The sequence below is a fragment of the Dactylosporangium sp. NPDC049140 genome, from assembly GCF_040648435.1.
This window is the reverse complement of sequence record NZ_JBEZDS010000001.1, coordinates 278,344-302,550: the sequence shown is the minus strand read 5'-3', so window position 1 is coordinate 302,550 and position 24,207 is coordinate 278,344. Positions and strand designations below refer to the sequence as shown.

Here is a 24,207-nt window from a genome sequence, read left to right as displayed (position 1 = left end):
CTCGGCCGGGGCGTTGTGTTTTCTCGAACAGACGATCGGATCTACGCTGGCATTCATGCGCGTCGTCCGCCTCCTCGCCGCCACCCTCGTCGTCCTGGCGATCGGTGCCTGCGGTCAGGACGGGGTGGAGCCGAAGCGGTGGGCGAAGCAGGTCTGCGTCGCGCTGACTCCGTGGCGGGCCGAGATCGCCGACCTGACGGCCAAGGCCCAGCAGCAGCTCCAGGCGGCCACGACGCCGTCCCAGACCAAGACCAACATCGTCGACCTGCTCTCCGGCGCCGAGGCCTCCAGCGAGCGGGCCCGGGCCGGGGTCAACGGCGCGGGGGTGCCCCGGGTCGACGGCGGGCAGAAGGTCGCCGAGCAGTTCACCGCCTCCCTGGCCAAGGCCCGCGACGCCTACGGCAACGCCAAGCGGACCGTCTCCGGCCTGCCCACCGACAGTGCGAAGACCTTCTACGGCGAGGTCGGCAAGGCGTTCGTGACGCTCAAGGACGACTACGAGCGCAGCGCCATCGACCCGACCCACGTCGGCCCGGCCGACCTGCAGAAGGCCTTCGACGAGGTGCCGGAGTGCAAATGACGCCGGCCCGCGGCCGGCAGCTGTCGCTCTTCGGGGTGGAGGCGCGCCCACCGGCGCCGCTCGACCTCGAAGGGCTGCTGGCCGGGGCCGGGCAGGTGGGCCGGATGGGCGGCACCGGCCGGGTCTCGATCGTGGTCGACGAGGCCTGGCGCTGCGCGGTGCTGCGGGCCGAGCTGGAGCTGCGCGGGCTGACGGTGAGCTGCGAACCGACCGGCGAGGCGGACCGGTGGCAGCTGCGCACCTCGTACTCCGCGCTGCTCGCCCCGCTGGCCGCCGCCTGGCTGGACGAGTGGGGGGTGAAGGTGCACCCGCGCACGCTGGGGCTGGACGGCCGCCGGCTGCGCCTGTGGGTGGCCGCGGCGGGCGGCTACGAGGGCCCGCGCTCTTATCTCCTGCGGCTGGCCCCGCGCCCGGTGACGCCGCCGGAGGTCCTGGAGATCGACGAGATCGTCTTCGAACCCCTCGAACTGGACGAAACGCCTGCTCCGGCGCCTGTCATCCGCTCGAAGGACGACCGTCCGAACGTCCGCAAGCGCAAGAGCGAGAGCAAAATCACAGCCTTCGATCCCGGCCCGGACGAGTACGCGGACGTCGAGGAGGCCTTCGACGCCGGCGAGTGGGTCGACGACCTGCCCAGCGTCGAGCTGGACCCGGTGACGCCCGAGGCCGCGCTCGCGCCCGCGGCCGAGCCGGAGCGCGAGGTCATCGACCGCCAGGTCGCCGACAACTGGATCGCCGTGGGTGACGCGCTGGTGGCCGTCGGGCTGCCCGCGGTGCTCGTCGGGGCCGACTCCGGCGACCCGGCGTACCGCATCGTGGGACCCAGGCGCATCAACCGCCTCGCTGAGCTGGTCGGCGAGGCCCCGGCCGAGGCTCCGGCGGGCGTCTGGCCGGTGTAAACGCGAATCACCCGCAGTAGGGTGATCGAGCCGCTCCGTAGATGTGAATTTGTCCGGCGGGCCCCGACAAACCCCCACAAACCAGGCAGTGAACGCGACACGTCGGCAAGATCGGGCAGGTCGCGGTTGTGCATGGGTGTACCGTGGCGCCGATCGGCGTGTCGCAAGCCGAGCGCCGGGCCGCCCCATTGCGCAACTCGGCGCGTGAGTGAGCGTTACGTTTGACGTCTGTCCGTCCGCACCGGGGAGAACTGTGCCGAACTCCGCCAACACAAAGCGGCTGGTGATCGTGGAGTCGCCGGCAAAAGCCAAGACGATCTCGGGCTATCTGGGTCCGAACTACCTCGTCGAGGCGAGCTTCGGCCATGTCCGTGACCTGCCCGTGGGCAAGAAGGACATGCCCGACGCGCTCAAGAGCAAGCCCTGGGCGTACCTCGGCGTGGACATCGACAACGATTTCACCCCGGTCTATATCATCTCGGCCGACCGCCGGAAGCAGATCTCGCGGCTGAAGGACCTGCTGAAGCAGGCGAGCGAGGTCTACCTCGCCACAGATGAGGACCGCGAGGGCGAGGCCATCGCCTGGCACCTGCTCGAGACGCTCAAGCCCAAGGTGCCGGTCAAGCGGATGGTCTTCCACGAGATCACCCGCCCCGCCATCCAGGCCGCCGTCGCGAACCCGCGCGAGATCAACCGCTCGCTGGTCGACGCCCAGGAGGCGCGGCGCATCCTGGACCGCCTCTACGGCTACGACGTGTCCACGGTGCTGTGGAAGAAGGTCCAGCGGGGCCTGTCCGCGGGGCGTGTGCAGTCGGTCGCGACCCGGATCGTGGTCGAGCGGGAGCGGCAGCGGATGAAGTTCCGCTCGGCCGAGTACTGGGACATCATCGCCAAGCTGCTGCCCGAGAACGACACGCGCACGTTCAACGCGACGCTCATCGCGCTCGACGGCGACCGCGTGGCCACCGGCCGCGACTTCGACCCCGAGACCGGTCAGGTCAAGCCCGGTGCCGGGGTCATCCACCTCGACGAGACCGGCGCCCGCGGCCTGGCCGCGCGGCTCGAGGGGCGGCCGTTCACGGTCACCCGGGTCGAGGAGAAGCCGTACCGCCGCAAGCCCTACCCGCCGTTCATCACCTCGACGCTGCAGCAGGAGTCGGCCCGCAAGCTGCGGATCTCCTCGGCGCAGACCATGCGCATCGCGCAGCGGCTGTACGAGAACGGCTACATCACCTACATGCGTACCGACTCGGTGAACCTGTCCGAGTCGGCGATCACCGCCGCGCGCCAGCAGATCCACGACCTCTACGGGGCGGCCGCGGTGCCGCCGCAGCCCCGCCGGTACACCGGCAAGGTCAAGAACGCCCAGGAGGCGCACGAGGCGATCCGCCCCGCCGGCGACAGCTTCCGCACGCCCGGCGACGTGGCCCGCGAGCTCAGCGCCGACGAGCTGAAGCTGTACGAGCTCATCTGGCAGCGCACCATCGCCTCGCAGATGAACGACGCGGTCGGCAACTCGACCTCGGTGCGGATCAACGCGGTGACCCCGGCCCAGGAGTCCGTCGACTTCGGCGCCACCGGCAAGACGATCACCGACCCGGGCTTCCTGCGGGCGTACGTCGAGTCCTCCGACGACGAGAACGCCGAGGCCGACGACGCCGAGCGCCGCCTGCCCGTGCTGGCCAAGGGTCAGCGGCTGACCGAGCAGGGGCTGACCCCGACCGGCCACACCACCCAGCCGCCGCCGCGGTACACCGAGGCCTCGCTGGTCAAGGCGATGGAGGAGCTCGGCATCGGGCGCCCGTCGACCTACGCGTCGATCATGGAGACGATCAACAACCGCGGCTACGTCTTCAAGCGCGGCCAGGCGCTCATCCCGTCGTTCCTCGCCTTCGCCGTGATCGGCCTGCTCGAGCAGCACTTCCCGCGGCTGGTCGACTACGACTTCACCGCGTCGATGGAGAACGTGCTCGACGAGATCGCCAACGGCGACGGCAGCGCGGTGAACTTCCTGCACCCGTTCTACTTCGGCGGCGACACCGGCGACGAGGGCTCGGTGGCGCGCCAGGGCGGCCTGCAGCGGATGGTCACCGAGCGGCTCGGCGAGATCGACGCGCGCGGCATCAACTCGATCCCGCTGTTCCGCGACGAAGCCGGGCGCGACATCGTGGTCCGGGTCGGCCGCTACGGCCCCTACCTGCAGCGCACGCTCCCGAACCCGCCCGAGGGCGAGGAGGGCGACCGCGCGCCGATTCCCGACGGCATCGCGCCGGACGAGCTGACGCCCGAGAAGGTCGCCGAGCTCTTCGTCGGCGGCCAGGGGGGCGAGCGCAAGCTCGGCGAGCACCCCGACACGGGCGACCTGATCGTGGTCAAGGCCGGCCGCTACGGGCCTTACGTGGTCAGCGGCGAGAAGACCTCATCGCTGCTGTCCAGCCAGAGCCCGGAGGAGCTGACCCTGGAGCAGGCCCTGCAGCTGCTCACGCTCCCGCGGGTGGTCGGCAAGGACGCCGAGGGCAACGAGATCACCGCGTCGCCCGGGCGCTACGGGCCCTACATCAAGCGCGGCACCGACACCCGGTCGCTGGAGAACGAGGACCAGCTCTTCACGCTCACGCTGGAGGAGGCGCTGACCCTACTGGCCGCGCCGAAGACCCGCGGGCGGGCCGCGGCCAAGCCGCCCCTGCGCGAGATGGGCGAGGACCCGGCGACCAAGAAGCCGCTGGTCATCAAGGACGGGCGCTTCGGGCCGTACGTCACCGACGGCGAGTTCAACGCCTCCCTCCGCCGCGGCCAGGCGGTCGACACGCTCACCCTCGACGAGGCGAGCGAGATGCTCGCCGAGAAGCGCGCGAACGGCCCGGCCCCGAAGAAGGCCCGCCCGGCGGCGAAGAAGGCGGCCCCGGAGAAGGCGACCGCGGCCAAGAAGACCACGACCGCGGCGAAGAAGACCACGGCCGCGAAGAAGGCGGCTCCGGCGAAGAAGGCGGCCCCGAAGAAGGCCACCTCCTCGCGCAAGAAGGCGGAAGACTAGGACAGGGGCCTAAGCCCCGAGGACCCGTTCCGTGTAGACGTTCGCGAATACGCGGTTCGGGTCCAGCTTGTCGCGCAGCGCGGTGAAGTCGGCGAAGCGCGGGTAGGCCTGCGCCAGCGAATCCGCCGTGCGGAAGTTCATCTTGCCCCAGTGCGGCCGGCCGCCCAGGGGCGTGGTGACCTCCTCGAAGCGGCGGAAGTACTCCTCGTAGGGCGCGCCCACGTACTGGTGGATGGCGACGTAGGCGTTGTCGCGCCCGTAGCCGTGCGACAGCCAGATGTCGTCGGCCGCCGTGAAGCGCACCTCCACCGGGAACTGGATCTTGTATGGCAGCCCGTCGACGATCTTCCGCAGCCCGTCGAAGGCCTCCCGCAGGGCGGCGCGGGGCAGCCCGTACTCCATCTCGACGAACCGGACCCGGCGCGGGGTGCAGAAGACCTCGTGGGAGCTCGCGGTGTACGTGCGCGCCGAGAGCGCTCGCGCGGAGACGCGGCTGACCGTCGGTACCGTCGCCGGAATGGCGCGACCGAGACGGCACGCGGCGCCGAAGACCGTGTTGGAGAGGAAGTCGTCGTCGAGCCACCGGCGCCAGCCGGGCAGCGGCGCGTCAGCGGCCGGCACGGTGTTGTTGCGCTTCATCTGCACGCGGTCGGTGTACGGGAACCAGTAGAACTCGAAGTGCTCGTTGGTGCCGACGTGCTCGTCGAGGCCCGACCAGACGTCGTTCAGGCTCGCCGGGCGCTCGTCGGCCCGCAGCGTGAACGCCGGCACGCAGCGCAGGGTCACGGTGCTGAGCACGCCCAGCGCGCCGATGTTGACCCGCGCCGCGGCGAAGAGGTCCGGGTTCTGCGTCGCCGAGCACGACAGCTCCGCGCCGTCGGCGGTGACCAGGGTGAGCGCCTCGATGAACGTGGACAGGCAGCCGTACCCGGCCCCGGTGCCGTGCGTGCCCGTCGACAGCGCGCCCGAGATCGTCTGCGCGTCGATGTCGCCGAGGTTGGGCATCGCCAGCCCGTTGGCGGCCAGGGTGGCGTTGAGCGAGGAAAGCTTCATGCCCGCCTGGACCGTGACGAGATTTCCGTCCACCCGGACGAGGGACGCCATCCGGTCCAGTTCGACCCGAACGCCGTCGGTCAGCGCCGCCGGCGTGAAGCTGTGGCCGCTGCCGACGGCCTTGACCGCAAGCCCCTCCGAAGCCGCCGCGCGGAGGCATTCGCCCAGCTCAGAGGCGCTGGCCGGGTGGGCGACCCGGGCGGGGGTCGCGGTGTGGTTGCCGGCCCAGTTGGACCACGGAGAAGTCACGAAACCTGAGTACCCTTCATGTATGCCCTCCGTCAATCACAAGGGTGAAATGCCCTATCCATCGATCGTGCCCGGTCGTTGACGTGAGTAGGTTTCAAAGGCGGGCAACTTGGCTATCGGCCAGGCCCGACGAGGCAGAGGGGGCAGACCGGGTGGCGACGCAGACAGTGGCCGGCGCCGGGACGAAGCCGTTGCGCCGGGTTCCGGTGCAGGGGCGCAGCGTGGCGCGGGTCGGGCGGATGCTCGACGCCTGCGCCGAGCTGGTCGACGAGGTGGGGTACGACGGACTCACCACGACGCTCCTGGCGGAACGGGCGGGGGTGGCGATCGGCTCGGTCTACCAGTTCTTCCCGGACAAGCGGGCCATCGTGCAGGCCCTGACACTGCGCAGCCTCGAGGGTTACCTGGAGCGCCTCGGCGCCCGGCTGGCCGACGAGGGCATTGCGCACTGGTGGGACGCGGTGGACGCGGCCATCGACGAGTACATCGACATGCACCGCACCGTGCCGGGCTTCCGCACGCTGCACTTCGGTGACGTCGTGGACATTCACCTGCTCGACGACGAGCGGGACAACAACGACGTCATCGTCTCGCAGCTGTCGGGCCTGCTCATCGAGCGCTTCGGCATCCTCGACGCCAAGCGGCTGCAGTTCGTGCTGGCGATCGCGGTCGAGGCCGCGGACGCGCTCATCAAGCTCGCGTTCCGCCGGTCCACCGACGGTGACCCGGTCGTGCTGGGCGAGGCGAAGGCACTGATCAGGGAGTATCTGCACCACCGGCTCTAATGTTCCACGCGGGCAAGGCGGGCTGTTGAGAATCCCACAACAACTGTCCGCTTTGCCCACTGCGACGCATACTTCTGATCGACCGGTACCGCACCACGAGGACTGGATCGATCGCATGCACAACGCTGTCACCAGCAGAAACATCGGCGTCATCGGCGCCGGACGGGTCGGGGCGGTGCTCGGCGCCGCGCTCGAGCGCGCCGGACACACCGTGGTCGCCGCCGTGGCCGTCTCGGCCGCCTCCAAGTCCCGCGCCCAGGCCCTGCTGCCGCACGCGCGCCTGGTTCCCGCCGACGAGGTGACCGCCGCCGCGGACCTCGTCATCCTGGCGGTCCCCGACGACGCCCTCGCCGCCCTGGTCACCGGCCTCGCCGAGACCGGCGCCCTGCGGCCGGGCCAGATCGTCGCCCACACCTCCGGCGCCCACGGCCTGGCCGTGCTCGCACCTGGAGCGGCGGCCGGCGCGTTCCCGCTCGCGCTGCACCCGGCCATGACCTTCACCGGCACCGAGGCCGACCTCGACCGCCTCGCGGCCGGCATCTCCTTCGGCGTCACCGCCCCCGAGGAACTGCGCGCGTTCGCCGAGGGGCTGGTCCGCGACCTGCACGGCGTCATCGAGTGGATCGAGGAGGAGCGGCGGCCGCTGTACCACGCCGCGCTCGCCCACGGCGCGAACCACCTCGCCACCCTCGTGGCCGAGGCGATGGACCGGCTGCGCGACGCGGGCGTGCACCAGCCCGAGCGCGTGCTGGCCCCGCTGCTGGGGGCCGCTCTGGACAACACGCTCCGGCTCGGCGACGCCGCGATCACCGGTCCGGTCTCGCGAGGGGACGCCGGCACCGTCCGCAAGCACCTGCGGGCCCTCGATGCCGTCGCTCCGGGTTCGGTACCGCCCTATCTCGCGCTGGCCCGCCGGACCGCCGACCGGGTCATCGCCGCGGGTCGCCTGCGCCCGCAGGACGCCGCCCCACTGCTCGACGTGCTCGCCGACGCCTCTTCGAAGGAGCGGATCGCATGAGGGTCGTCTCCGATCGGGCGTCGCTGCGTGACGCCTCGCTGCCGGGCGACGTCGCCGTCGTGATGACGATGGGCGCCCTGCACGAGGGGCACGCCACGCTCATCCGGCAGGCGCGCGCCGAGGCGAGGTCGGTGCTGCTCACCATCTTCGTGAACCCGCTGCAGTTCGGGCCGAACGAGGACTTCGACCGGTACCCGCGGACCATGGAGGCGGACCTCGAGGTGGCCCGCGCCGAGGGCGTGGACCTGGTATTCGCCCCGACGCGCGAGGTGATGTACCCGCAGGGCGAGCCGGCCGTCCGCGTCGACCCCGGCCCGCTCGGCAACGTCCTGGAGGGCGCGAGCCGGCCGGGCTTCTTCCACGGGGTGCTCACCGTGGTCAACAAGCTGTTCCAGCTCACCCGGCCCGACCGGGCGTACTTCGGCGAGAAGGACTACCAGCAGCTCACGCTGATCCGGGCGATGGCCCGCGACTTCGACCTGCCGATCGAGGTCCGCGGGGTGCCGACCGTGCGCGAGGCCGACGGGCTGGCGCTGTCCAGCCGCAACCGGTACCTGGCGCCGGCCGAGCGGGAGGCCGCGCTGGTGCTGCACCGGGCGCTGGCCGCGACGGCGGCCGCGGGCTCGGTGGAGGCCGGGCTGGCCGAGTTCGCCGCGGTGCCCGAGGTCAAGCTCGACTACCTGGTGCTCACCGACCCGATGCTCGGGCCCGCCCCGGCGCACGGGCCGGCCCGCGCCCTGACCGCCGCCTGGGTGGGCGGCACCCGACTGATCGACAACCTGGGAGCCGAGCTGTGATCCGCACGATGCTGAAGTCCAAGATTCACCGGGCCACCGTCACGCAGGCCGATCTGCACTATGTCGGATCCGTGACAGTGGACGAGGATCTGATGGACGCGGCGGATCTGCTCGCGGGCGAGCAGGTCGCGATCGTGGACGTCACGAACGGGGCGCGGCTGGAGACGTACGTCATCGCGGGCCCGCGCGGCTCGGGCGTCATCGGCATCAACGGCGCCGCGGCGCACCTCGTGCACCCGGGTGATCTGGTCATCCTGATCTCGTACGCCCAACTCGACGACGCGACGGCCCGCACCTACCGGCCGCGGATCGTCCACGTCGACGCCGACAACCGCGTGCTCGAGCTCGGTCACGATCCCGCCGACGCCGTGCCCGGAATGGCGGGTTCTCCCGTCCGGGGAGACCTCGTCCGCTCTTGACAGCGTTTATCGACCTGTTGCCAACCCCGTCTAAGGTTGGGCAGACTGCCGTGGCATCTGCCGAAGCCCGGGGGAGGGACAGACGAGGATGGCGCGCAAGCTGATCGCGGCGCTGGTGCCGGTGATGGCCCTGGCCGTGTTGGCGGGCTGCGGCACGCCGGCCGGCACCGACAAGGACCTGACCGACGACTGGGCGATGCTGGCCACGCCCAAGATCCCGCCGCCGCCATCCGGGGCGTGCTACTCGACGTCCGTCGACTTCTTCGCCACCGACACGACGACGCAGTTCTCCTTCAAGCCGGTGGACTCGTGCTCGTCCTCGCACGCGAGCGAGACCTTCTACGTCGGCGACCTCACCGGCACGGCCGCGAGCGGCACGACCCCGCCCAAGGGCGAGGCGCTCAAGGACGGCTGGGCCAAGTGCAACACCGAGGCCGAGAAGTTCCTCGGCGGCGACTTCCACGACGGCCGCCTCGAGCTCATCGTGCTGGTCCCGTCCTCGACCCAGTGGTCGGCGGGCGCGCGCTACCTGCGCTGCGACCTGGCCGAGGTGGTAAGCGACGGCGACAAGCCGGTCTCGCGCTCGGGCAGCCTCAAGGGCACCCTGAGCGGGGACAAGGCGCTGGCGCTGACGTGCGCCATGGAGGTGTACGACACCGACGGCAAGACGTGGCTGGACTACACGCCGGCCTCGTGCACGGCGACGCACAACATGGAGTACGTCGGCACGTACAGCTCGACCGACCGCCCCTTCCCGTCGAACTCGGACGAGCGCAAGACCGCGATGCGCCCGGGCTGCGAGGCACTGGGCGCGAAGTACCTCGGCATGTCGGCGTCGCAGCTGACCAACCACCAGCAGGTCGGCATCGGCTTCTGGATGGTCGACGAGGAGAGCTGGAACCGGGGCAACCGCTCGGCCCGTTGCTACGCGATGCTCTTCGACAAGAAGACGGTCACGAAGTCCATCAAGAACCTCGGTAGCGGCACGCTCTGACGCTGCGGCGACACCGCTTTCGACGCCCCGGGCCGGCTCGGCCGCCCGGGGCGTCGCTTTTCATCTGTGCGAGCTGGACAGTTACCGGTGGGTAACGCAGACTGCTTCCTCATGAAGCGGGTCGCCCTCATTGTCGTGGTTGTGGCGCTCATCGGTGGCGGGCTCTACTGGATGTACGAGCGCGGGCAAGGGCGGGACATCCCCGGCTCGCCGCCGGCCGGGGCGCCCAAGGCCGGGACCTGCTACAAGGTTGACGCCAACGGGGCCAAGGCCGCGCTGCCCTGGGACGGGGCGCCCGTCGACTGTGCCGGCATGCACACCGTCGAACTGTTCCACGTCGGGCAGGTTGGCAAGGACCTGCTCCACCGTCTCGATGATGCCAAGGGCGACGACGTCAAGGTCACCCAGGCACTGCTCTACGCCCAGGCGCGGCGCGCCTGTCTCGTCGAGGGGCCGCTGTTCCTCTCCGGCGGCTGGCATGAGGCGCGCCTGCAGATCGTGGCGGCGTGGATCAAGCCCGCGACCGACGGGTTCTTCGGGTGTGGGCTCGCCCAGGTGACCGGGCCGACCGGGGACGAGTTCGCGCCGCGCTCCGGCTCGCTCAAGGGGGCCCTCGCCCAGGATTCGGCGCTCGCCATCGCCTGCGTCAAAAAGGACCAGAACCGGTTGTCGTACGTCCAGTGCTCCGACCCGCACGACGGTGAATACTCGGGCGTCTACACCATCACCCCGCCCGAGGCCCCGTTCGACGAGGCGGCCGTCCAGTCGGCCACGGCCAAGGGGTGCACGTCGGTGGGCCTGGGCTACCTCGGTCTCCCGGCCGACGGGGGCCGTGCCGACCTCAGCGCCGGCTCCGTCGGGCCGAAGACGGCGAACGAGTGGCTCGGCAGCGACCAGGCGTTCACCTGCTACCTGATGAGCGCCAAGCCCCTGAAGTCGTCGGTGCACAATCTCGGCTCCGCACCGCTCCCGCTGGCCTGAACGGGGCGTTACGGGAGGGCGACGGACATCACCACCCGCCGAACGGGTGCGTGATGTTGACTGTAGTGATGACAGCAGGCATGAACGGGCCGACCGTCCCGCGCCGCCTCGCGGGGCCACCGCCCGGCTGGGCGGAGCCGACCGACGTTGTCGTCATCGGGTCCGGGGTCGCGGGGCTGACCGCCGCGCTGCACCTGCGCGAGGCGGGGCTCCACGTCACCGTCGTCACCAAGGTCAACATTGATGACGGGTCGACCCGGTGGGCGCAGGGCGGGATCGCGGCGGTGCTCGATCCGCTCGACACGCCCGAGGCGCACGCTCAGGACACGCTCGTGGCCGGGGTCGGGCTGTGCGACCCGGAGGCCGTGGACGTGCTGGTGCGGGAGGGGCCGACCCGGGTCCGCGAGCTGATCCGCTGGGGCGCCGAGTTCGACCGTCACAACGACGGCTCGCTCATGCTGACCCGCGAGGGCGGGCACCACGCCAACCGGATCATCCACGCCGGCGGGGACGCCACCGGGGCCGAGGTGCAGCGGGCGCTGCACGCGGCGGTACACCGGGACCCCTGGATCCGGCTCATCGAGCACGCGCTCGTGCTCGACCTGCTCACCGACGCGAGTGGGCGGGCCGCCGGGGTGACCCTGCACGTGCTCGGCGAGGGCGCCGAGGACGGTGTCGGCGCGGTCCACGCGCGCGCGGTCGTGCTCGCCACCGGCGGCATGGGCCAGATCTTCGCCGCCACCACCAACCCGATCGTCTCCACCGGCGACGGCGTCGCGCTCGCGCTGCGGGCCGGGGCGCGGGTCACCGACCTGGAGTTCGTGCAGTTCCACCCGACCGCGCTGGCACTGGGCAGCCGCGACTCGCAGCAGCCGCTGGTCAGCGAGGCGCTGCGGGGCGAGGGCGCCTACCTGCGCGACGGCGACGGCAACCGCTTCATGGTCGGCCGGCACGACCTCGCCGAGCTGGCCCCGCGCGACGTGGTCGCCAAGGGCATCTACCGGGTCATGCGGGCCGAGGGCACGAACAACGTCTGGCTCGACGCCCGCCACCTGGGCCGCGAGTTCCTCGAGGCGCGCTTCCCCACCATCGTCGCCTCCTGCCGCGCGGCCGGCGTCGACCCCGCCGCCGACCTGATCCCGGTCTCGCCCGCGGCCCACTACGCCTCCGGCGGGGTGCGCACCGACCTGCGCGGCCGCACCTCGATTCCCGGCCTGTACGCGTGCGGCGAGGTCGCCTGCACCGGCGTGCACGGCGCCAACCGCCTGGCGTCCAACTCGCTGCTGGAGGGGCTGGTCTTCTCCCGCCGCATCGCCGAGGACATCGCCCGCGACCTGCCCGAGCAGGCCGACCCGGTCGTGGTGGACCGCCCCGCCTGGTCCGCCGACCCCGCCATCCGCCCGCACCTGCAGGCCGCGATGTCCGCGTACGCCTCGGTGCTGCGCAGCGCCGACTCGCTGGAGCAGGCCGCGCAGGCGCTCACGAAGCTCTCGCTCGACCGGGCCGCCGCGAACGTGGCCGCCTGGGAGGCGAGCAACCTGCTGACCGTCGCCAGTGCCCTGGTCGCGGCCGCAACGCAGCGGCAGGAGACCCGCGGCTGCCACTGGCGCGAGGACTTTCCCGACGCCAGCGACGTGTACCGGGGGCACTTCCTCGCCGCCCTCGACGACGCCGGCGCCCTCACGGAAACCTGGGAGGACGCGTGAACACCGACTGTAACCGCACCGAGGCGCTGAGGAGTGTCCTGTGAGGCTTCAAACCGAGGCCGAGCTGCGCAAGGTAGGACTCGACCCCGCGGTGGTCGAGGAGATCGTCCAGCGCACCCTGACCGAGGACCTCGGGCCGGACCGGCTCGACGTCACCAGCGTGGCCACCATCCCCGCGGACCAGACCGACGACGCGGACATCGTGGCCCGCGCGGACGGGGTCGTCGCCGGCATCTGGGTCGCCGTCGCGGTGTTCGAGGCCGCCTCCGGCAGCAGCACCGCGGAGGTGAAGAAGCGCGACGGCGAGCGGGTCGTTCGCGGCGACGTGCTGGCCACCATCCACGGGCCGACCCGGGGCCTGCTCACCGCCGAGCGCTCCGCGCTGAACCTGCTCTGCCGGATGTCGGGCGTCGCCACCCACACCCGCCGCTGGGCGGACCTGCTGGAGGGCACCGAGGCGCTCGTGCTCGACACCCGCAAGACCACTCCGGGCCTGCGCATCCTCGAGAAGTACGCGGTCCGGGCGGGCGGCGGCACCAACAAGCGCATGGGCCTCTACGACGTCGCCATGATCAAGGACAACCACAAGCTGGCCGCGGGCGGGATCACGGCCGCGTACGAGCGGGTGCGCGCCGCGTTCCCGGACGTGCCGGTGCAGGTCGAGGTGACCACCGTCGGCGAGGCCGTCGAGGCGGTCACCGCCGGCGCGACGTTCCTGCTGCTGGACAACATGCGGCCGGAGACGCTGCGGGAGGTCGTCAGCGCGGTCGGCGGCCGCGCCGAGCTCGAGGCGACCGGGAACCTGACCCTGGCCACGGCGGCCGAGTACGCGGCCACGGGCGTCGACTACCTCTCCGTCGGCGGCCTGACGCACTCCTCGCCGATCCTCGACATCGCCATGGACCTGCGCCTGCACTAGGACAGGGCCTAAGCGGGCGGGAAGGCCGTCGTCACCAAGGGGTCGATGCGGTTGTACCGCCAGTTCGCCGGGACGATCCGGCGGCAGTGGTCGGGATCGCCGATGCACACGACCGCATCGACCGACGTGACACTCGCGGGCGGGTGCCCGGGCACCTGGGACTCGAGCTCGACGAGCTGACGGTCCCGCAGTTCGATCTGGAGGGGGTACTCCCACAGGTCCCCGTCCAGCACGAGCCCCACGCGCCGGGCCCCGCTGGCGCGCACCTGGTCGATCGCCGTGCGGTAGCTCGCCGCCTGGTCCGGCATCCGAGCGAAGCGCTCCTGCCAGTCGTCCAGCGTGAACACCGAGCCCTGGCCCACGAGCCGGCGGGGCTGGCCGTAGTACACCGCGACGTACCCGTGCGCCGCTCCGGCCAGCAGGACGACCGCCATCAGGGCGCTGAGGGCCCACCGGACCGCGGCCCGCTCGACCCGCAGGGCCCGCTCCAGGGCGAAGCCGGCCAGCGGGGCCGCCACCGCGAAGCCGGGCAGGATCAGGCGGTTGCCCCAGTACTGCCACTTCACGATCGCCGCCGTGGTGAGCAGCGCGCCCAGGACGACCAGCGCGTAGCCGCGGGTGCGCCGCACGCACAGGCCGACGACGGTGCCGAGCAGCACGAGCGCGGACTGCACGGGGTACGGGGAGCGGTCCTCGTCGGGCTTCCACCGGTCGCCGGGGAAGACGCTGCGCCACTGCGTGATGCCCGGGTCGTTCGGGTCCACGCCGACCGCGCCGGCGACGCGGACGACCGAGGCGCCGATCGCCTCGTTGACCGCCTCCACCGGGCTCAGCAGCGTCGAGGCGCCCAGCCGCAGGCCGTTGACGAGGATCGCGGGCGGGTCGTGGCGGGTGGTGGAGAGCGCCTCGCGGTACCCGGGCGGGCCGAACGGGGAGCCGAACGCCTCCTGCACCCGCAGCAGCGACGGGCCGGCCAGGGCGGCGACGGCGAGGCCGACGGAGCACAGCGCGTACAACACCGGCTTGAAGCTTTTCTGCCGCAGTTGGGCGACGCCCCAGTAGACGAGGACCGGCAGCAGGGCCATGAGGCCGGTCGACTTCGTCACTGTGACCAGCCCCGCGGTGCCGGCCAGCGCGAGGATCTGCGACCAGGTGGCGGGCGCGCGGCGGGCCTCCAGGGCGAGCGTCGCGGCGCAGGCGACCCAGGCGGTGACGACGAGGTCGTTCTGGGTGCTGGTGGACTCCAGGGCGACCGCGGGGGCGGTGAGGAACACGGCCGCGGCCAGCCACTGCCCGGCCCGCCCGGCCCCGAGCTGCCCGGCGCAGCGGGCCACGGCCAGGGCGCCGAGCAGCCCGGCGGCCCACTGCAGCAGGTTGAACGGCGCGTCGCCGCCGGTGAGCAGGCGCAGGTGGAGCAGGAGCAGCTCGGCCCCGGGGACCAGGATGATCTGCTGGGCCTGCGTGGTGGCGAAGTTGCCGAGGCTGCCGTCGGCGACCCAGTGCTCGATCTTGGCCAGGTGGTAGCTGTTCGAGTCGAAGTTGTTCGGCGAGCTCGCGACGGCCAGCACCAGCTCGCTGGCGACGAGCAGCCCGACGACGACCTGGATGCTCAGCACGACGGGGCCCGGGTTCCGCAGCCTCGGCCGGCCGGGCCGGTGCTCCACCGAGCGCCAGGCCAGCCACCCGGTGCCGAGGGTGGCGGCGAGCCAGGCGAGCAGGAAAGGTACCGGCGAAATCCAGTGCAGCAGCGAGAACAGCTCGGCGCAGAGCACCGCGCCGGCCGCGACGGCGATCGCCGCGCGGATGACCGCCAGGCGCCGGTCGGCCTCGGCGCGGGGGCGCAGCGCGACGGCCGCGAACGCCAGCGTGAGCGCCGGCAGGAGCGCGAGCAGCACGCGGGCGTTGAGGGTCATTGGCACGCGATCGTAATTGAACGGCCGTTGGTTAGGCTTCCGGGGTGCTGCTGTGCATCGACATCGGGAACACCAACACGGTGCTCGCCACCTTCGAGGGCGAGAAGATCGTCCACTCGTGGCGGATCAAGACCGACGCCCGCGCCACCGCGGACGAGCTCGGCCTGCTCTACCGGGGCCTGCTGGCCACCGACGCGGTGTCCCTGACCGGCATCGCGGCGTGCTCGACCGTGCCCGCGGCCCTGCGCTCGCTGCGCACGATGCTGCAGCGGTACTACGGCAATGTGCCCACCGTGATCGTGGAGCCCGGGGTCCGGACCGGCGTCCAGCTGGCCATCGACAACCCGAAAGAGGTCGGCACCGACCGGGTGGCGAACACCCTGGCGGCGTACACGCTCTTCGGCGGCCCCTCGATCGTGGTGGACTTCGGCACCTCGACCAACTTCGACGTGGTGTCGGCCCGGGGCGAGTTCCTGGGCGGAGTGCTCGCCCCGGGGATCGAGATCTCGGTCGACGCGCTCGCCGACCGCGCGGCCCAGCTGCGCAAGGTCGAGCTCGTCAAGCCGCCGCGGGTGATCGGCAAGAACACCGTCGAGTGCCTGCAGTCGGGCGTGGTCTACGGGTTCGCCGGGCAGGTCGACGGGGTCGTGCGCGGGGTGACCGCGGAGCTCGGCGGGGAGATCAAGGCCGTGGTCGCGACCGGCGGCCTCGCTCCCATCGTGATCGGGGAGTGCCAGAGCGTCACCCATCACGAGCCGATGCTCACGCTGATCGGCCTCCGCCTGATCTTCGAGCGGAACACCTAGAGCTTTTTCGCGCGGTACGTGTACGTGACGTACGGCAGCTCGAAGGGCTCGTCTTTTCCGGCGACCAGTTCACGGACCCTGTGTTCGAGGACCACCCGGCTCTCCGCGTCGGAGACGAGGTAGTAGGAGCGGGACCTGATCAGCTCGACCAGGGAGTCCGCCGTGTGCGTCGTGCTCCAGCGGAAGAGTTCGAGCTCGGCGGTACCGAACAGGGGCCCGAACTGGTCCGGGGTCAGCTCGCGCTCGTCGACCGCCGAGCGGGCCCGGTGGCCGTCGAAGACCTCGGACAGCTCGGCCACCCAGGGCACGGACTCGTCGCGGACGTTCCAGATGGGGATGAACCAGCCGCCCGGCTTGAGCACCCGCGCGATCTCGGTGTGCGCGGGCTCGCCGGCGAACCAGTGATAGGCCTGCCCGGCGGAGACGGCGTCCTGGCTTTCCGCCTCGACGGGAATGGCTGTCGCGCGGCCGGCGCGGGCGTCGCCGTCGATCTGGCGGCGCATTTCGTCGTCCGGTTCCACGGCGATGACGCGGTGCCCGAGTTCGCGCAGCTGACGGGTCAGAATGCCGGTGCCCGCCCCCAGGTCGACAATCTCGCGGGGGGCGTCGCCGAGGGCCCAGCGCAGGGCCTCGAGGGGATAGCGCGGCCGGATTCGGTCGTAGAGGTCGGCGGCCGCCCCGAACGATGACGCGTGTTTGCTCAAGTCCACGCCGCCAACCGTACGCCGTCGGTCATTCTAGGGCTCGTCACACATAGCAATGCGCTCAACACGGATCTGTACGTTGCACATTGCTCATGAGCTATTCCTGAACCCGTCGCGGGCCCGCTCATCTCCGGTCCGACCTCGGACATCGCCCCGGGCGAATCCGCCGCCCTTTGCGTCAGTGAAACGATCCCTTTGGCCTTGGCGCGGGCGATGAGTTTCGGCGTACCGTTGACGCAAGGCGGCCTTACTACGTTATCTTTGCATTCGCACAACGCGGGGCGGGCTTCCTCGAAGGGAATACGACAGTGGCCAAGCGGACCATCCACGTGCTGGTCGACGACCTCGACGGCGGAGAAGCCGATGAGACGGTGAAGTTCGCGCTCGACGGCGTGCAGTACGAGATCGACCTGTCCAAGAAGAACGCAACGAAGCTGCGCGATGCGTTCGGCCCCTTCCTGTCGGCCGCGACCAAGGTCGGCCGGGGTGGCGTGGTGGTCGGGGGGCGTGCCGCCAGCGCCCGCGGCCGGGGCGGTGCCGCAGCGGATCGCGAGCAGAACAAGGCGATTCGGGAATGGGCCCAGAACAAGGGCATCAAGGTGTCCGACCGGGGCCGTATCAAGCAGGAAATCGTCGACCGTTTTAACGCTGAAGCGGGCCGATAGCGCGCTTTGTTGCGCCCTGTACGATTCCAGGCACTCCAGACACCCACCGTAGCGGTTCAGTTACGGTGGGTGTTGTGTGTTCAAGGACCCGATTTCGCTCTTGGCGTACGAGCCGGGGTGCAGGAACAGGCGCCCGGGTGTCAACGTTGGGCGAAAGCGCCGGGTACACGTGGTTCCCGGAGGGTAGGCAGGGACGGACCGGGGGTTCCGGCGACCGATTGCGGGGTGCGGCAACGCCGCACACCCCGCAATGTGTCGGCCCGCGGCGATAGAGTGATGGCACGGTCACGTTGGCGTCCGACAGAGCTTTGGCGTGGCGACCCCGACACGACAGGGGTTCCGCGCAGGAGCGGCGGCGACGGACACGGCACGTGAGGAGCAGGGATGTTCGAGCGGTTCACCGACCGAGCACGAAGGGTTGTCGTCCTGGCGCAGGAAGAGGCCCGGATGCTCAACCACAACTACATCGGCACCGAGCACATCCTGCTCGGCCTCATCCACGAGGGTGAGGGCGTGGCGGCCAAGGCGCTCGAGAGCCTCGGCATCTCGCTGGAGGGTGTCCGCCAGCAGGTCGAGGAGATCATCGGCCAGGGCCAGCAGGCGCCGAGCGGGCACATCCCGTTCACGCCACGCGCCAAGAAGGTGCTGGAGCTGTCGTTGCGGGAGGCGCTACAGCTCGGGCACAACTACATCGGCACTGAGCACATCCTCCTCGGCCTGATCCGAGAGGGTGAGGGCGTCGCGGCCCAGGTGCTGGTGAAGCTGGGCGCCGACCTCAACCGGGTCCGCCAGCAGGTCATCCAGCTGCTCTCCGGCTACCAGGGCAAGGAGCCGGCCGCGGCCGGCACCGGCGCCCCGGGCGAGGCGGCCCCGTCCACGAGCCTGGTGCTCGACCAGTTCGGTCGCAACCTCACCCAGGCCGCGCGCGAGGGCAAGCTCGACCCCGTCATCGGCCGGGAGAAGGAAATCGAGCGGGTCATGCAGGTGCTGTCCCGCCGCACCAAGAACAACCCCGTTCTCATCGGCGAGCCCGGCGTCGGCAAGACCGCCGTGGTCGAGGGGCTGTCCCAGCGGATCGTCAAGGGCGAGGTGCCCGAGACCCTCAAGGACAAGCAGCTCTACACGCTCGACCTGGGCGCGCTGGTCGCCGGCTCCCGCTACCGCGGTGACTTCGAGGAGCGCCTCAAGAAGGTGCTCAAGGAGATCCGCACGCGCGGCGACATCATCCTGTTCATCGACGAGATCCACACCCTCGTCGGCGCGGGTGCGGCCGAGGGCGCGATCGACGCGGCGAGCATCCTCAAGCCGATGCTGGCCCGTGGCGAGCTGCAGACCATCGGCGCGACCACGCTGGACGAGTACCGCAAGCACCTCGAGAAGGACGCCGCCCTCGAGCGGCGCTTCCAGCCGATCCAGGTGGGCGAGCCGTCGCTGGCGCACACCATCGAGATCCTCAAGGGCCTGCGGGACCGCTACGAGGCGCACCACCGGGTGACGATCACCGACGCCGCCCTGGTGGCCGCGGCGACCCTCGCCGACCGCTACATCTCCGACCGCTTCCTGCCGGACAAGGCGATCGACCTGATCGACGAGGCCGGGGCCCGGATGCGCATCCGCCGGATGACCGCTCCGCCAGACCTGCGCGACTTCGACGAGCGGATCGCCCAGGTCCGCCGCGACAAGGAGTCCGCGATCGACGCGCAGGACTTCGAGCGCGCCGCGCAGCTGCGCGACAAGGAGAAGCAGCTGCTGGGCCAGAAGGCGCAGCGGGAGAAGGAGTGGAAGGCCGGCGACCTCGACGTCGTGTCCGAGGTCGACGACGAGCAGATCGCCGAGGTCCTGGCGAACTGGACCGGCATCCCGGTCTACAAGCTGACCGAGGAGGAGACGGCCCGGCTGCTCCGCATGGAGGACGAGCTGCACAAGCGCCTCGTCGGCCAGGAGGACGCGGTCCGCGCGGTCTCGAAGGCGATCCGGCGTACCCGGGCCGGCCTGAAGGACCCGAAGCGCCCCTCGGGCTCGTTCATCTTCGCCGGCCCGTCCGGCGTGGGTAAGACCGAGCTCTCCAAGGCGCTCGCCGAGTTCCTCTTCGGCTCCGAGGACGCGCTCATCCAGCTCGACATGTCCGAGTTCCACGACCGGTACACGGTGTCCCGCCTCGTCGGTGCGCCCCCCGGATACGTGGGCTACGACGAGGGCGGCCAGCTGACCGAGAAGGTCCGCCGGCGTCCGTTCTCGGTGGTCCTCTTCGACGAGATCGAGAAGGCCCACCCGGACGTGTTCAACACCCTCCTGCAGATCCTGGAGGACGGCCGGCTCACCGACGGTCAGGGCCGCATCGTGGACTTCAAGAACACGGTGATCATCCTGACCACCAACCTGGGCACCCGTGACGTGGCCAAGGCCGTGTCCCTGGGCTTCCAGGCGTCGGAGGACAACGAGTCGAACTACGAGCGGATGAAGCAGAAGGTCAACGACGAGCTGAAGCAGCACTTCCGCCCGGAGTTCCTCAACCGCATCGACGACACGATCGTCTTCCACCAGCTCATGCAGGACCAGATCCTCGGCATCGTCGACCTGATGATCGCCCGGATCGAGACCCAGCTGCGCAACAAGGACATGGGTCTGGAGCTGACCGACAACGCCAAGAAGTTCCTGGCGAACAAGGGCTACGACCCGGTGCTGGGCGCGCGGCCGCTGCGCCGCACGATCCAGCGCGAGATCGAGGACGCCCTGTCCGAGCGCATCCTCTTCAACGAGCTGCGCCCCGGCCAGATCGTCGTCATCGACTGCGAGGGCGACCCGGCCCAGTTCGAGAAGTCCAAGCTGGTCTTCAGCGGGGCCGAGCAGCCGGCGGACGTGCCCGACGCCGTCCCGGCCGAGCTCGCCGGTGGCGGCAGCTCGGACGAGGCCTCGGCCTGACGAAGCACCAAGGCACCAAGGGGGCCGCGCGGCGATTCTTCGCCGCGCGGTCCTTTTTGTGCCTGTCGCCTTTCTGAAGCGTGGCTGTCGGGTTGTCGCTTCTGGCGGTTTGTCGGGTTCATGAGTCGTACAAAGGACTCGGAAGGCAGTTCCGCCGGGCCGGGCGGGTATGTTGCGCGGCGTGAGTAAGGGGCTGTTCCCGTTTGAGTCCGGACGGTTCGTCCGGCGTGCGGGGCGGCCCATCGCCCGGCCCGGGCTGATGGCCCGGCTGGACGCCGCCGACGGGATGGTGGTGCTGGTCGCGGGCACCGGGGCCGGGAAGAGCACGCTGCTGGACGCGTGGGTCGCGGCCCGCGGGGGAGCGCTCGTCGACCTCGCTCACGAGGAGCTCGAGGCCGTACCCGCCGACGGGGTCCTCGCGATCGACGGGGTCACCGATCGCCATGTGCCGGCCCTCCGGACGCTCGCCGGGCGGCCGGGCGTCGTCGTGGCCGCGCAGGAGGAGCTCGGGCTGCCCGGCGCGGTGCGGCTGTCGTCGTGCGAGCTGGGTTTCGCCGAGGACGAGACGTACCAGGTGCTGGCCGCCGCGTTCGGCGACGCCGAGGCCGCGGACGTGCTCGCGCCCGACCTGCATCTGCTCACCAACGGGTGGCCGGCGCTGGTGGGGCTGGCGGGGGCCTGGCTCGCGCAGCACCCGGCCCCGCTGCGGCGGAGGCGGCTGCTCGCGCTGGCCCGGGCCGAGGCCGGGCTCGCCGAGTTCCTCATTCCCGCGGTACTCGCGGGGCTGGCCGAGGCCGATCGGGAGCTGGTGCGGCGGCTGGCGTACCTGCCGGGGCCGCTCGGCGTCGCCGGGGACCTCGTTCCGGTGGCGCCGTTCGCGCAGGGGCTGTTGCGGCGGCCCGGATGGTTCGCGGTGCCGGCGGGGTGGAAGGCGGCGCTCCGGGCCGAGCTGCCACTGAGCGCCGCCGAGGTCGAACGGATGGCCGCCGCCGAGCTGGCCGTATGACCGGTGCCGTGTAGGTCAGGTGCCTTTGTGTAGGTCAGGTGCCTTTGTGTAGGTCAGGTGCCGGCCGGTCGGAGGTGCTTCGGGCGGCGCCTGACGGTCAGGTCGCCGGCAGGTAGTCGGTCAGCAGGGCCGGGGTCAGGCCCGCGGCCGAGATGGCCTGCAGCGCGGCGATGAAGTCGTCCACGAAGCGGTCCCGGAAGTGCATCAGGATGATGTCGCCCTTCTGCACGCTGTGGCCCTCCTGGTAGCGGACGATCCCCTTGTCGACCGTCTCCTTCCAGAAGAACCCGGCCTGCAGGCCGCAGTCGTGCGCCACCTTCAGCGTCGTCGCGTCCTTGTCGCCGAACGGCGGGCGGAACAGCTTCGGGCGCTGGCCGTACAGCCCGGCGAGCTGGTCGGCCGAGCCGCAGATCTCGCGCTTCTGGAAGTCGTACGACTTGCCCTTGAGGTTCGGGTGGGTCAGCGTGTGCGCCTCGATGTCGGCGCCGGCGTCGCGGAGCTGCTTGAAGTACCCCGGGTTGTCCTTGATCGCGTTGATCGTCAGGAACAGGGTGACCTTGGCGCCGGACTCGCGCAGCAGCTCCAGGGCCTCCGGGCGCTTCACCCAGCCGTCGTCGATGGTCAGGAACGCCACCGGCTGGTCGGTCGGGATGCGGGAGAAGTAGGGCGCGCCCGCGCCCTCGGGCAGGCCGATGCGCGCCGGGGCCGGGGGCGTGCCGAACTTGGGCAGGCGGTCCGCGTAGGTGCTGCCGGCCGGCGCCTGCGTGGTCTTCGAGGCGTTCGGTTTGCCCGTCGCGGTGGCCGTGGCCGAGGACTGCGGGTCGTCCTCGTCGCCGTCGTCGTCGCCGGGCGACGTCGAGACGCCGGGCGCGGGTGAGGCCGCGGCGGACGCCGGGGCGCCGTTGACCTGGGAGTGGCCGGGGGCGGCCTCGTCGTCGCAGGCGGCGACCGCGAGCGTCAGCGCGGTGATCATACCGAGCAACGCCCCGATGCGGCTCATTCTGCCGAGTTCAAGCACAGACCTGAGAGTAGCGATGGAAATCCCTCAAAGAAGTACCCGAGCGGGATGTCCGCTCCGGTGAATAACGCCACCCGGACAGCCTGCAACCTAACCCGGCAGGGTGTACGTCTCTTCCCGACGATTCACCAGCCCGTCGAGCAGCAGACCCTCCAGCGCGCGGCGGCGCTGGTCCGCGTCGGGCCACACGGCGTCGAGGCGCTCGGCGGGCACCGGGTCGTCGCTGGCCCGCAGCACGGCCATGAGCAGTCCGCGGACATAGCGATCGGTTCCGTGGTACCGCTGCGAAGGCTTTTTGCTGTCGGTCGGCGGGGAACCGGCCAGTCGCCACGCGCACATGGCGGTCAGGGGGCACTCGGCGCAGCGCGGGGCACGCGACGTGCAGATCAGCGCGCCCAGCTCCATGAACGCGATCGACGCACGGGCCGCCGCCTCGTGCCCCTCCGGCAGCAGCGCCTCGACCGCGCGCAGGTCGGCCGGCGTGGTGTTCACGCCGCCGTCGGCGGTCCCGGCGACGGCGCGGGCCACGACGCGGCGCACGTTGGTGTCGACCACCGGGTGGCGCTGCCGGAACGCGAACGCGGCCACCGCCCGGGCCGTGTAGACGCCGATGCCGGGCAGCGCGAGGAGCGCCTCCACGTCGTCGGGGACCACGCCGCCGTGCCGCTCCACGATCGCGGTCGCGCACGCGTGCAGCCGCAGCGCGCGGCGCGGGTAACCGAGGCGGTCCCAGGCGCGGATGGCCTCGCCGGGCGGGTCGGCGGCCAGGTGCGCCGGCGTGGGCCAGCGCTCCATCCAGCGCTCCCAGGCCGGCTCCACCCGCGACACCTGCGTCTGCTGGAGCATGACCTCGGAGACGAGCACGCCCCACGGGGACGCGCCGGGGCGGCGCCAGGCGAGGTCGCGGGCGTTCGCGTTGTACCACCGCGTGAGGGTGGTCGCGATGGCGGTCGGTGCACTCCGGTGGCTGGCGATACGCAAGGATATAGCCGTGAACGAGTACGCCGTCACGGTGATCGGCCACGACCGGCCCGGCATCATCGCCGATGTCGCCGAAATTCTGGCCCGCCTCGGCCTCAACCTCACCGACTCGACCATGACCCGCCTGCGCGGCCACTTCGCGATGACGCTGGTGTGCGCGGGCCCGACGACCGGCGCGGCGATCGAGGCGGCGCTGGAGCCGCTCACCGCCGAGCGGACGCTGCTGGTGACCGTGCGCAGCGTCGAGGAGGAGCCCGTCCACGAGCCCGCCGGCAGCCCCCACGTGATCACCCTGCACGGGGCCGACCGCCTCGGCATCGTCGCGACGCTGGCCCGCGCCGTCGCCGAGTCCGGGGGCAACATCACCGACCTGACCACGCGGCTCTCCGGCAGCCTGTACGTCATCGTGGCCGAGGTCGACGCCACCAACCCCGAGCGGCTCGACACCGCCCTGCGCACCGCGGCGCAGCGGCTCGACGTCGAGGTCTCCATGCGCCCGGCCGACGCGGATCTGTTGTGAGCGGTCCGGAGCGGAGCGGAGGGGCCGCTCTCCGGGGGATCAGTGTTGTCGCGTCGGCGCCGGAGCTTGCGGAGGCGGCGGCGTGTGGTCCGGAGCGGAGCGGAGGGGCCGCTCTCCGGGGGATCAGTGTTGTCGCGTCGGTGCCGGAGCTTGCGGAGGCGGCGGCGTGTGGTCCGGAGCGGAGCGGAGGGGCCGCTCTCCGGGGGATCAGTGTTGTCGCGTCGGTGCCGGAGCTTGC

The 24,207-nt window shown here is 71.3% G+C and carries 21 protein-coding genes; 16 read left to right on the top strand and 5 right to left on the bottom strand.

Going from position 1 to position 24,207, the window contains the following annotated elements:
- The first annotated feature begins 55 nt into the window (after nt 1–55).
- From AB0B76_RS01345 to topA, 3 genes are all read left to right on the top strand, one after another.
- The gene (locus AB0B76_RS01345) at nt 56–580 is read left to right on the top strand and encodes a hypothetical protein (RefSeq protein ID WP_360367432.1); all 525 of its coding nucleotides are present in this window, start codon (nt 56–58) and stop codon (nt 578–580) included.
- Nucleotides 577–1,479: a hypothetical protein gene (locus AB0B76_RS01340; RefSeq protein WP_360367429.1), complete on the top strand. Its 903-nt coding sequence runs from the start codon at nt 577–579 to the stop codon at nt 1,477–1,479. The genes AB0B76_RS01345 and AB0B76_RS01340 overlap by 4 nt, the downstream gene beginning before the upstream one ends.
- Nucleotides 1,480–1,732: 253 nt before the next feature.
- On the top strand, nt 1,733–4,513 hold the full coding sequence (topA, locus tag AB0B76_RS01335; RefSeq protein WP_360367426.1) for a type I DNA topoisomerase: 2,781 nt from the start codon (nt 1,733–1,735) through the stop codon (nt 4,511–4,513).
- A gap of 9 nt (nt 4,514–4,522) precedes the next feature.
- Here the strand turns inward: topA and AB0B76_RS01330 are convergent, their stop codons facing one another.
- On the bottom strand, nt 4,523–5,815 hold the full coding sequence (locus tag AB0B76_RS01330) for a D-arabinono-1,4-lactone oxidase (protein ID WP_360367423.1): 1,293 nt from the start codon (nt 5,813–5,815) through the stop codon (nt 4,523–4,525).
- 239 nt (nt 5,816–6,054) lie between these two features.
- Here AB0B76_RS01330 and AB0B76_RS01325 point away from each other — a divergent pair, with 239 nt between their 5' ends.
- From AB0B76_RS01325 to nadC, 8 genes are all read left to right on the top strand, one after another.
- Nucleotides 6,055–6,600 carry a TetR/AcrR family transcriptional regulator gene (locus AB0B76_RS01325; RefSeq protein ID WP_360368672.1) on the top strand — a complete coding sequence of 182 codons (546 nt, stop codon included), beginning with the start codon at nt 6,055–6,057 and terminating at the stop codon, nt 6,598–6,600.
- Between the two features lie 115 nt (nt 6,601–6,715).
- Nucleotides 6,716–7,618, top strand: coding sequence for a DUF2520 domain-containing protein (locus tag AB0B76_RS01320; protein ID WP_360367420.1), 903 nt, complete (start codon nt 6,716–6,718; stop codon nt 7,616–7,618).
- Nucleotides 7,615–8,415, top strand: coding sequence for a pantoate--beta-alanine ligase (gene panC, locus AB0B76_RS01315; RefSeq protein WP_360367417.1), 801 nt, complete (start codon nt 7,615–7,617; stop codon nt 8,413–8,415). Before AB0B76_RS01320 ends, panC begins: the two co-directional genes overlap by 4 nt.
- Nucleotides 8,412–8,834 carry an aspartate 1-decarboxylase gene (panD, locus tag AB0B76_RS01310; protein ID WP_360367414.1) on the top strand — a complete coding sequence of 141 codons (423 nt, stop codon included), beginning with the start codon at nt 8,412–8,414 and terminating at the stop codon, nt 8,832–8,834. Before panC ends, panD begins: the two co-directional genes overlap by 4 nt.
- A gap of 88 nt (nt 8,835–8,922) precedes the next feature.
- The gene (locus tag AB0B76_RS01305; RefSeq protein WP_360367411.1) at nt 8,923–9,828 is read left to right on the top strand and encodes a septum formation family protein; all 906 of its coding nucleotides are present in this window, start codon (nt 8,923–8,925) and stop codon (nt 9,826–9,828) included.
- A 111-nt stretch (nt 9,829–9,939) separates the two neighbouring features.
- Complete coding sequence (locus AB0B76_RS01300; RefSeq protein ID WP_360367408.1) at nt 9,940–10,809, top strand: septum formation family protein; 870 nt, start codon at nt 9,940–9,942, stop codon at nt 10,807–10,809.
- A gap of 80 nt (nt 10,810–10,889) precedes the next feature.
- The gene (locus AB0B76_RS01295) at nt 10,890–12,515 is read left to right on the top strand and encodes an L-aspartate oxidase (protein ID WP_360367405.1); all 1,626 of its coding nucleotides are present in this window, start codon (nt 10,890–10,892) and stop codon (nt 12,513–12,515) included.
- 40 nt (nt 12,516–12,555) lie between these two features.
- Complete coding sequence (nadC, locus tag AB0B76_RS01290) at nt 12,556–13,434, top strand: carboxylating nicotinate-nucleotide diphosphorylase (RefSeq protein WP_360367402.1); 879 nt, start codon at nt 12,556–12,558, stop codon at nt 13,432–13,434.
- An 8-nt stretch (nt 13,435–13,442) separates the two neighbouring features.
- Here nadC and AB0B76_RS01285 read toward each other — a convergent pair whose 3' ends face one another.
- Nucleotides 13,443–15,347, bottom strand: a complete 1,905-nt coding sequence (locus AB0B76_RS01285) for a hypothetical protein (RefSeq protein ID WP_360367399.1) — start codon at nt 15,345–15,347, stop codon at nt 13,443–13,445.
- Between the two features lie 44 nt (nt 15,348–15,391).
- On the opposite strand from AB0B76_RS01285, the gene AB0B76_RS01280 reads away from it, so the two are divergent.
- Nucleotides 15,392–16,153: a type III pantothenate kinase gene (locus tag AB0B76_RS01280; protein ID WP_360367396.1), complete on the top strand. Its 762-nt coding sequence runs from the start codon at nt 15,392–15,394 to the stop codon at nt 16,151–16,153.
- Here the strand turns inward: AB0B76_RS01280 and AB0B76_RS01275 are convergent.
- On the bottom strand, nt 16,150–16,863 hold the full coding sequence (locus AB0B76_RS01275; protein ID WP_360367393.1) for a methyltransferase domain-containing protein: 714 nt from the start codon (nt 16,861–16,863) through the stop codon (nt 16,150–16,152). The genes AB0B76_RS01280 and AB0B76_RS01275 overlap by 4 nt on opposite strands.
- A 302-nt stretch (nt 16,864–17,165) precedes the next feature.
- Between AB0B76_RS01275 and AB0B76_RS01270 the strand changes: the two genes are divergently transcribed.
- The 3 genes from AB0B76_RS01270 (at nt 17,166) to AB0B76_RS01260 (ending at nt 21,450) form a co-directional block, all read left to right on the top strand.
- Complete coding sequence (locus AB0B76_RS01270) at nt 17,166–17,522, top strand: Lsr2 family protein (RefSeq protein ID WP_360367390.1); 357 nt, start codon at nt 17,166–17,168, stop codon at nt 17,520–17,522.
- A 384-nt stretch (nt 17,523–17,906) separates the two neighbouring features.
- A complete protein-coding gene (locus tag AB0B76_RS01265; RefSeq protein WP_360367387.1) occupies nt 17,907–20,444 on the top strand; it encodes an ATP-dependent Clp protease ATP-binding subunit in 2,538 nt (845 codons plus the stop codon).
- A 181-nt stretch (nt 20,445–20,625) separates the two neighbouring features.
- Nucleotides 20,626–21,450: a hypothetical protein gene (locus AB0B76_RS01260; protein ID WP_360367384.1), complete on the top strand. Its 825-nt coding sequence runs from the start codon at nt 20,626–20,628 to the stop codon at nt 21,448–21,450.
- 97 nt (nt 21,451–21,547) lie between these two features.
- Here AB0B76_RS01260 and AB0B76_RS01255 read toward each other — a convergent pair whose 3' ends face one another.
- A complete protein-coding gene (locus AB0B76_RS01255; RefSeq protein ID WP_360367381.1) occupies nt 21,548–22,450 on the bottom strand; it encodes a polysaccharide deacetylase family protein in 903 nt (300 codons plus the stop codon).
- 108 nt (nt 22,451–22,558) lie between these two features.
- Nucleotides 22,559–23,443 (bottom strand): A/G-specific adenine glycosylase, encoded by an 885-nt coding sequence (locus AB0B76_RS01250; protein ID WP_360368669.1) that lies wholly within the window; start codon nt 23,441–23,443, stop codon nt 22,559–22,561.
- 16 nt (nt 23,444–23,459) lie between these two features.
- Here AB0B76_RS01250 and AB0B76_RS01245 point away from each other — a divergent pair, with 16 nt between their 5' ends.
- A complete protein-coding gene (locus AB0B76_RS01245) occupies nt 23,460–23,969 on the top strand; it encodes an ACT domain-containing protein (RefSeq protein ID WP_360367378.1) in 510 nt (169 codons plus the stop codon).
- The last annotated feature ends 238 nt before the right edge of the window (nt 23,970–24,207 follow it).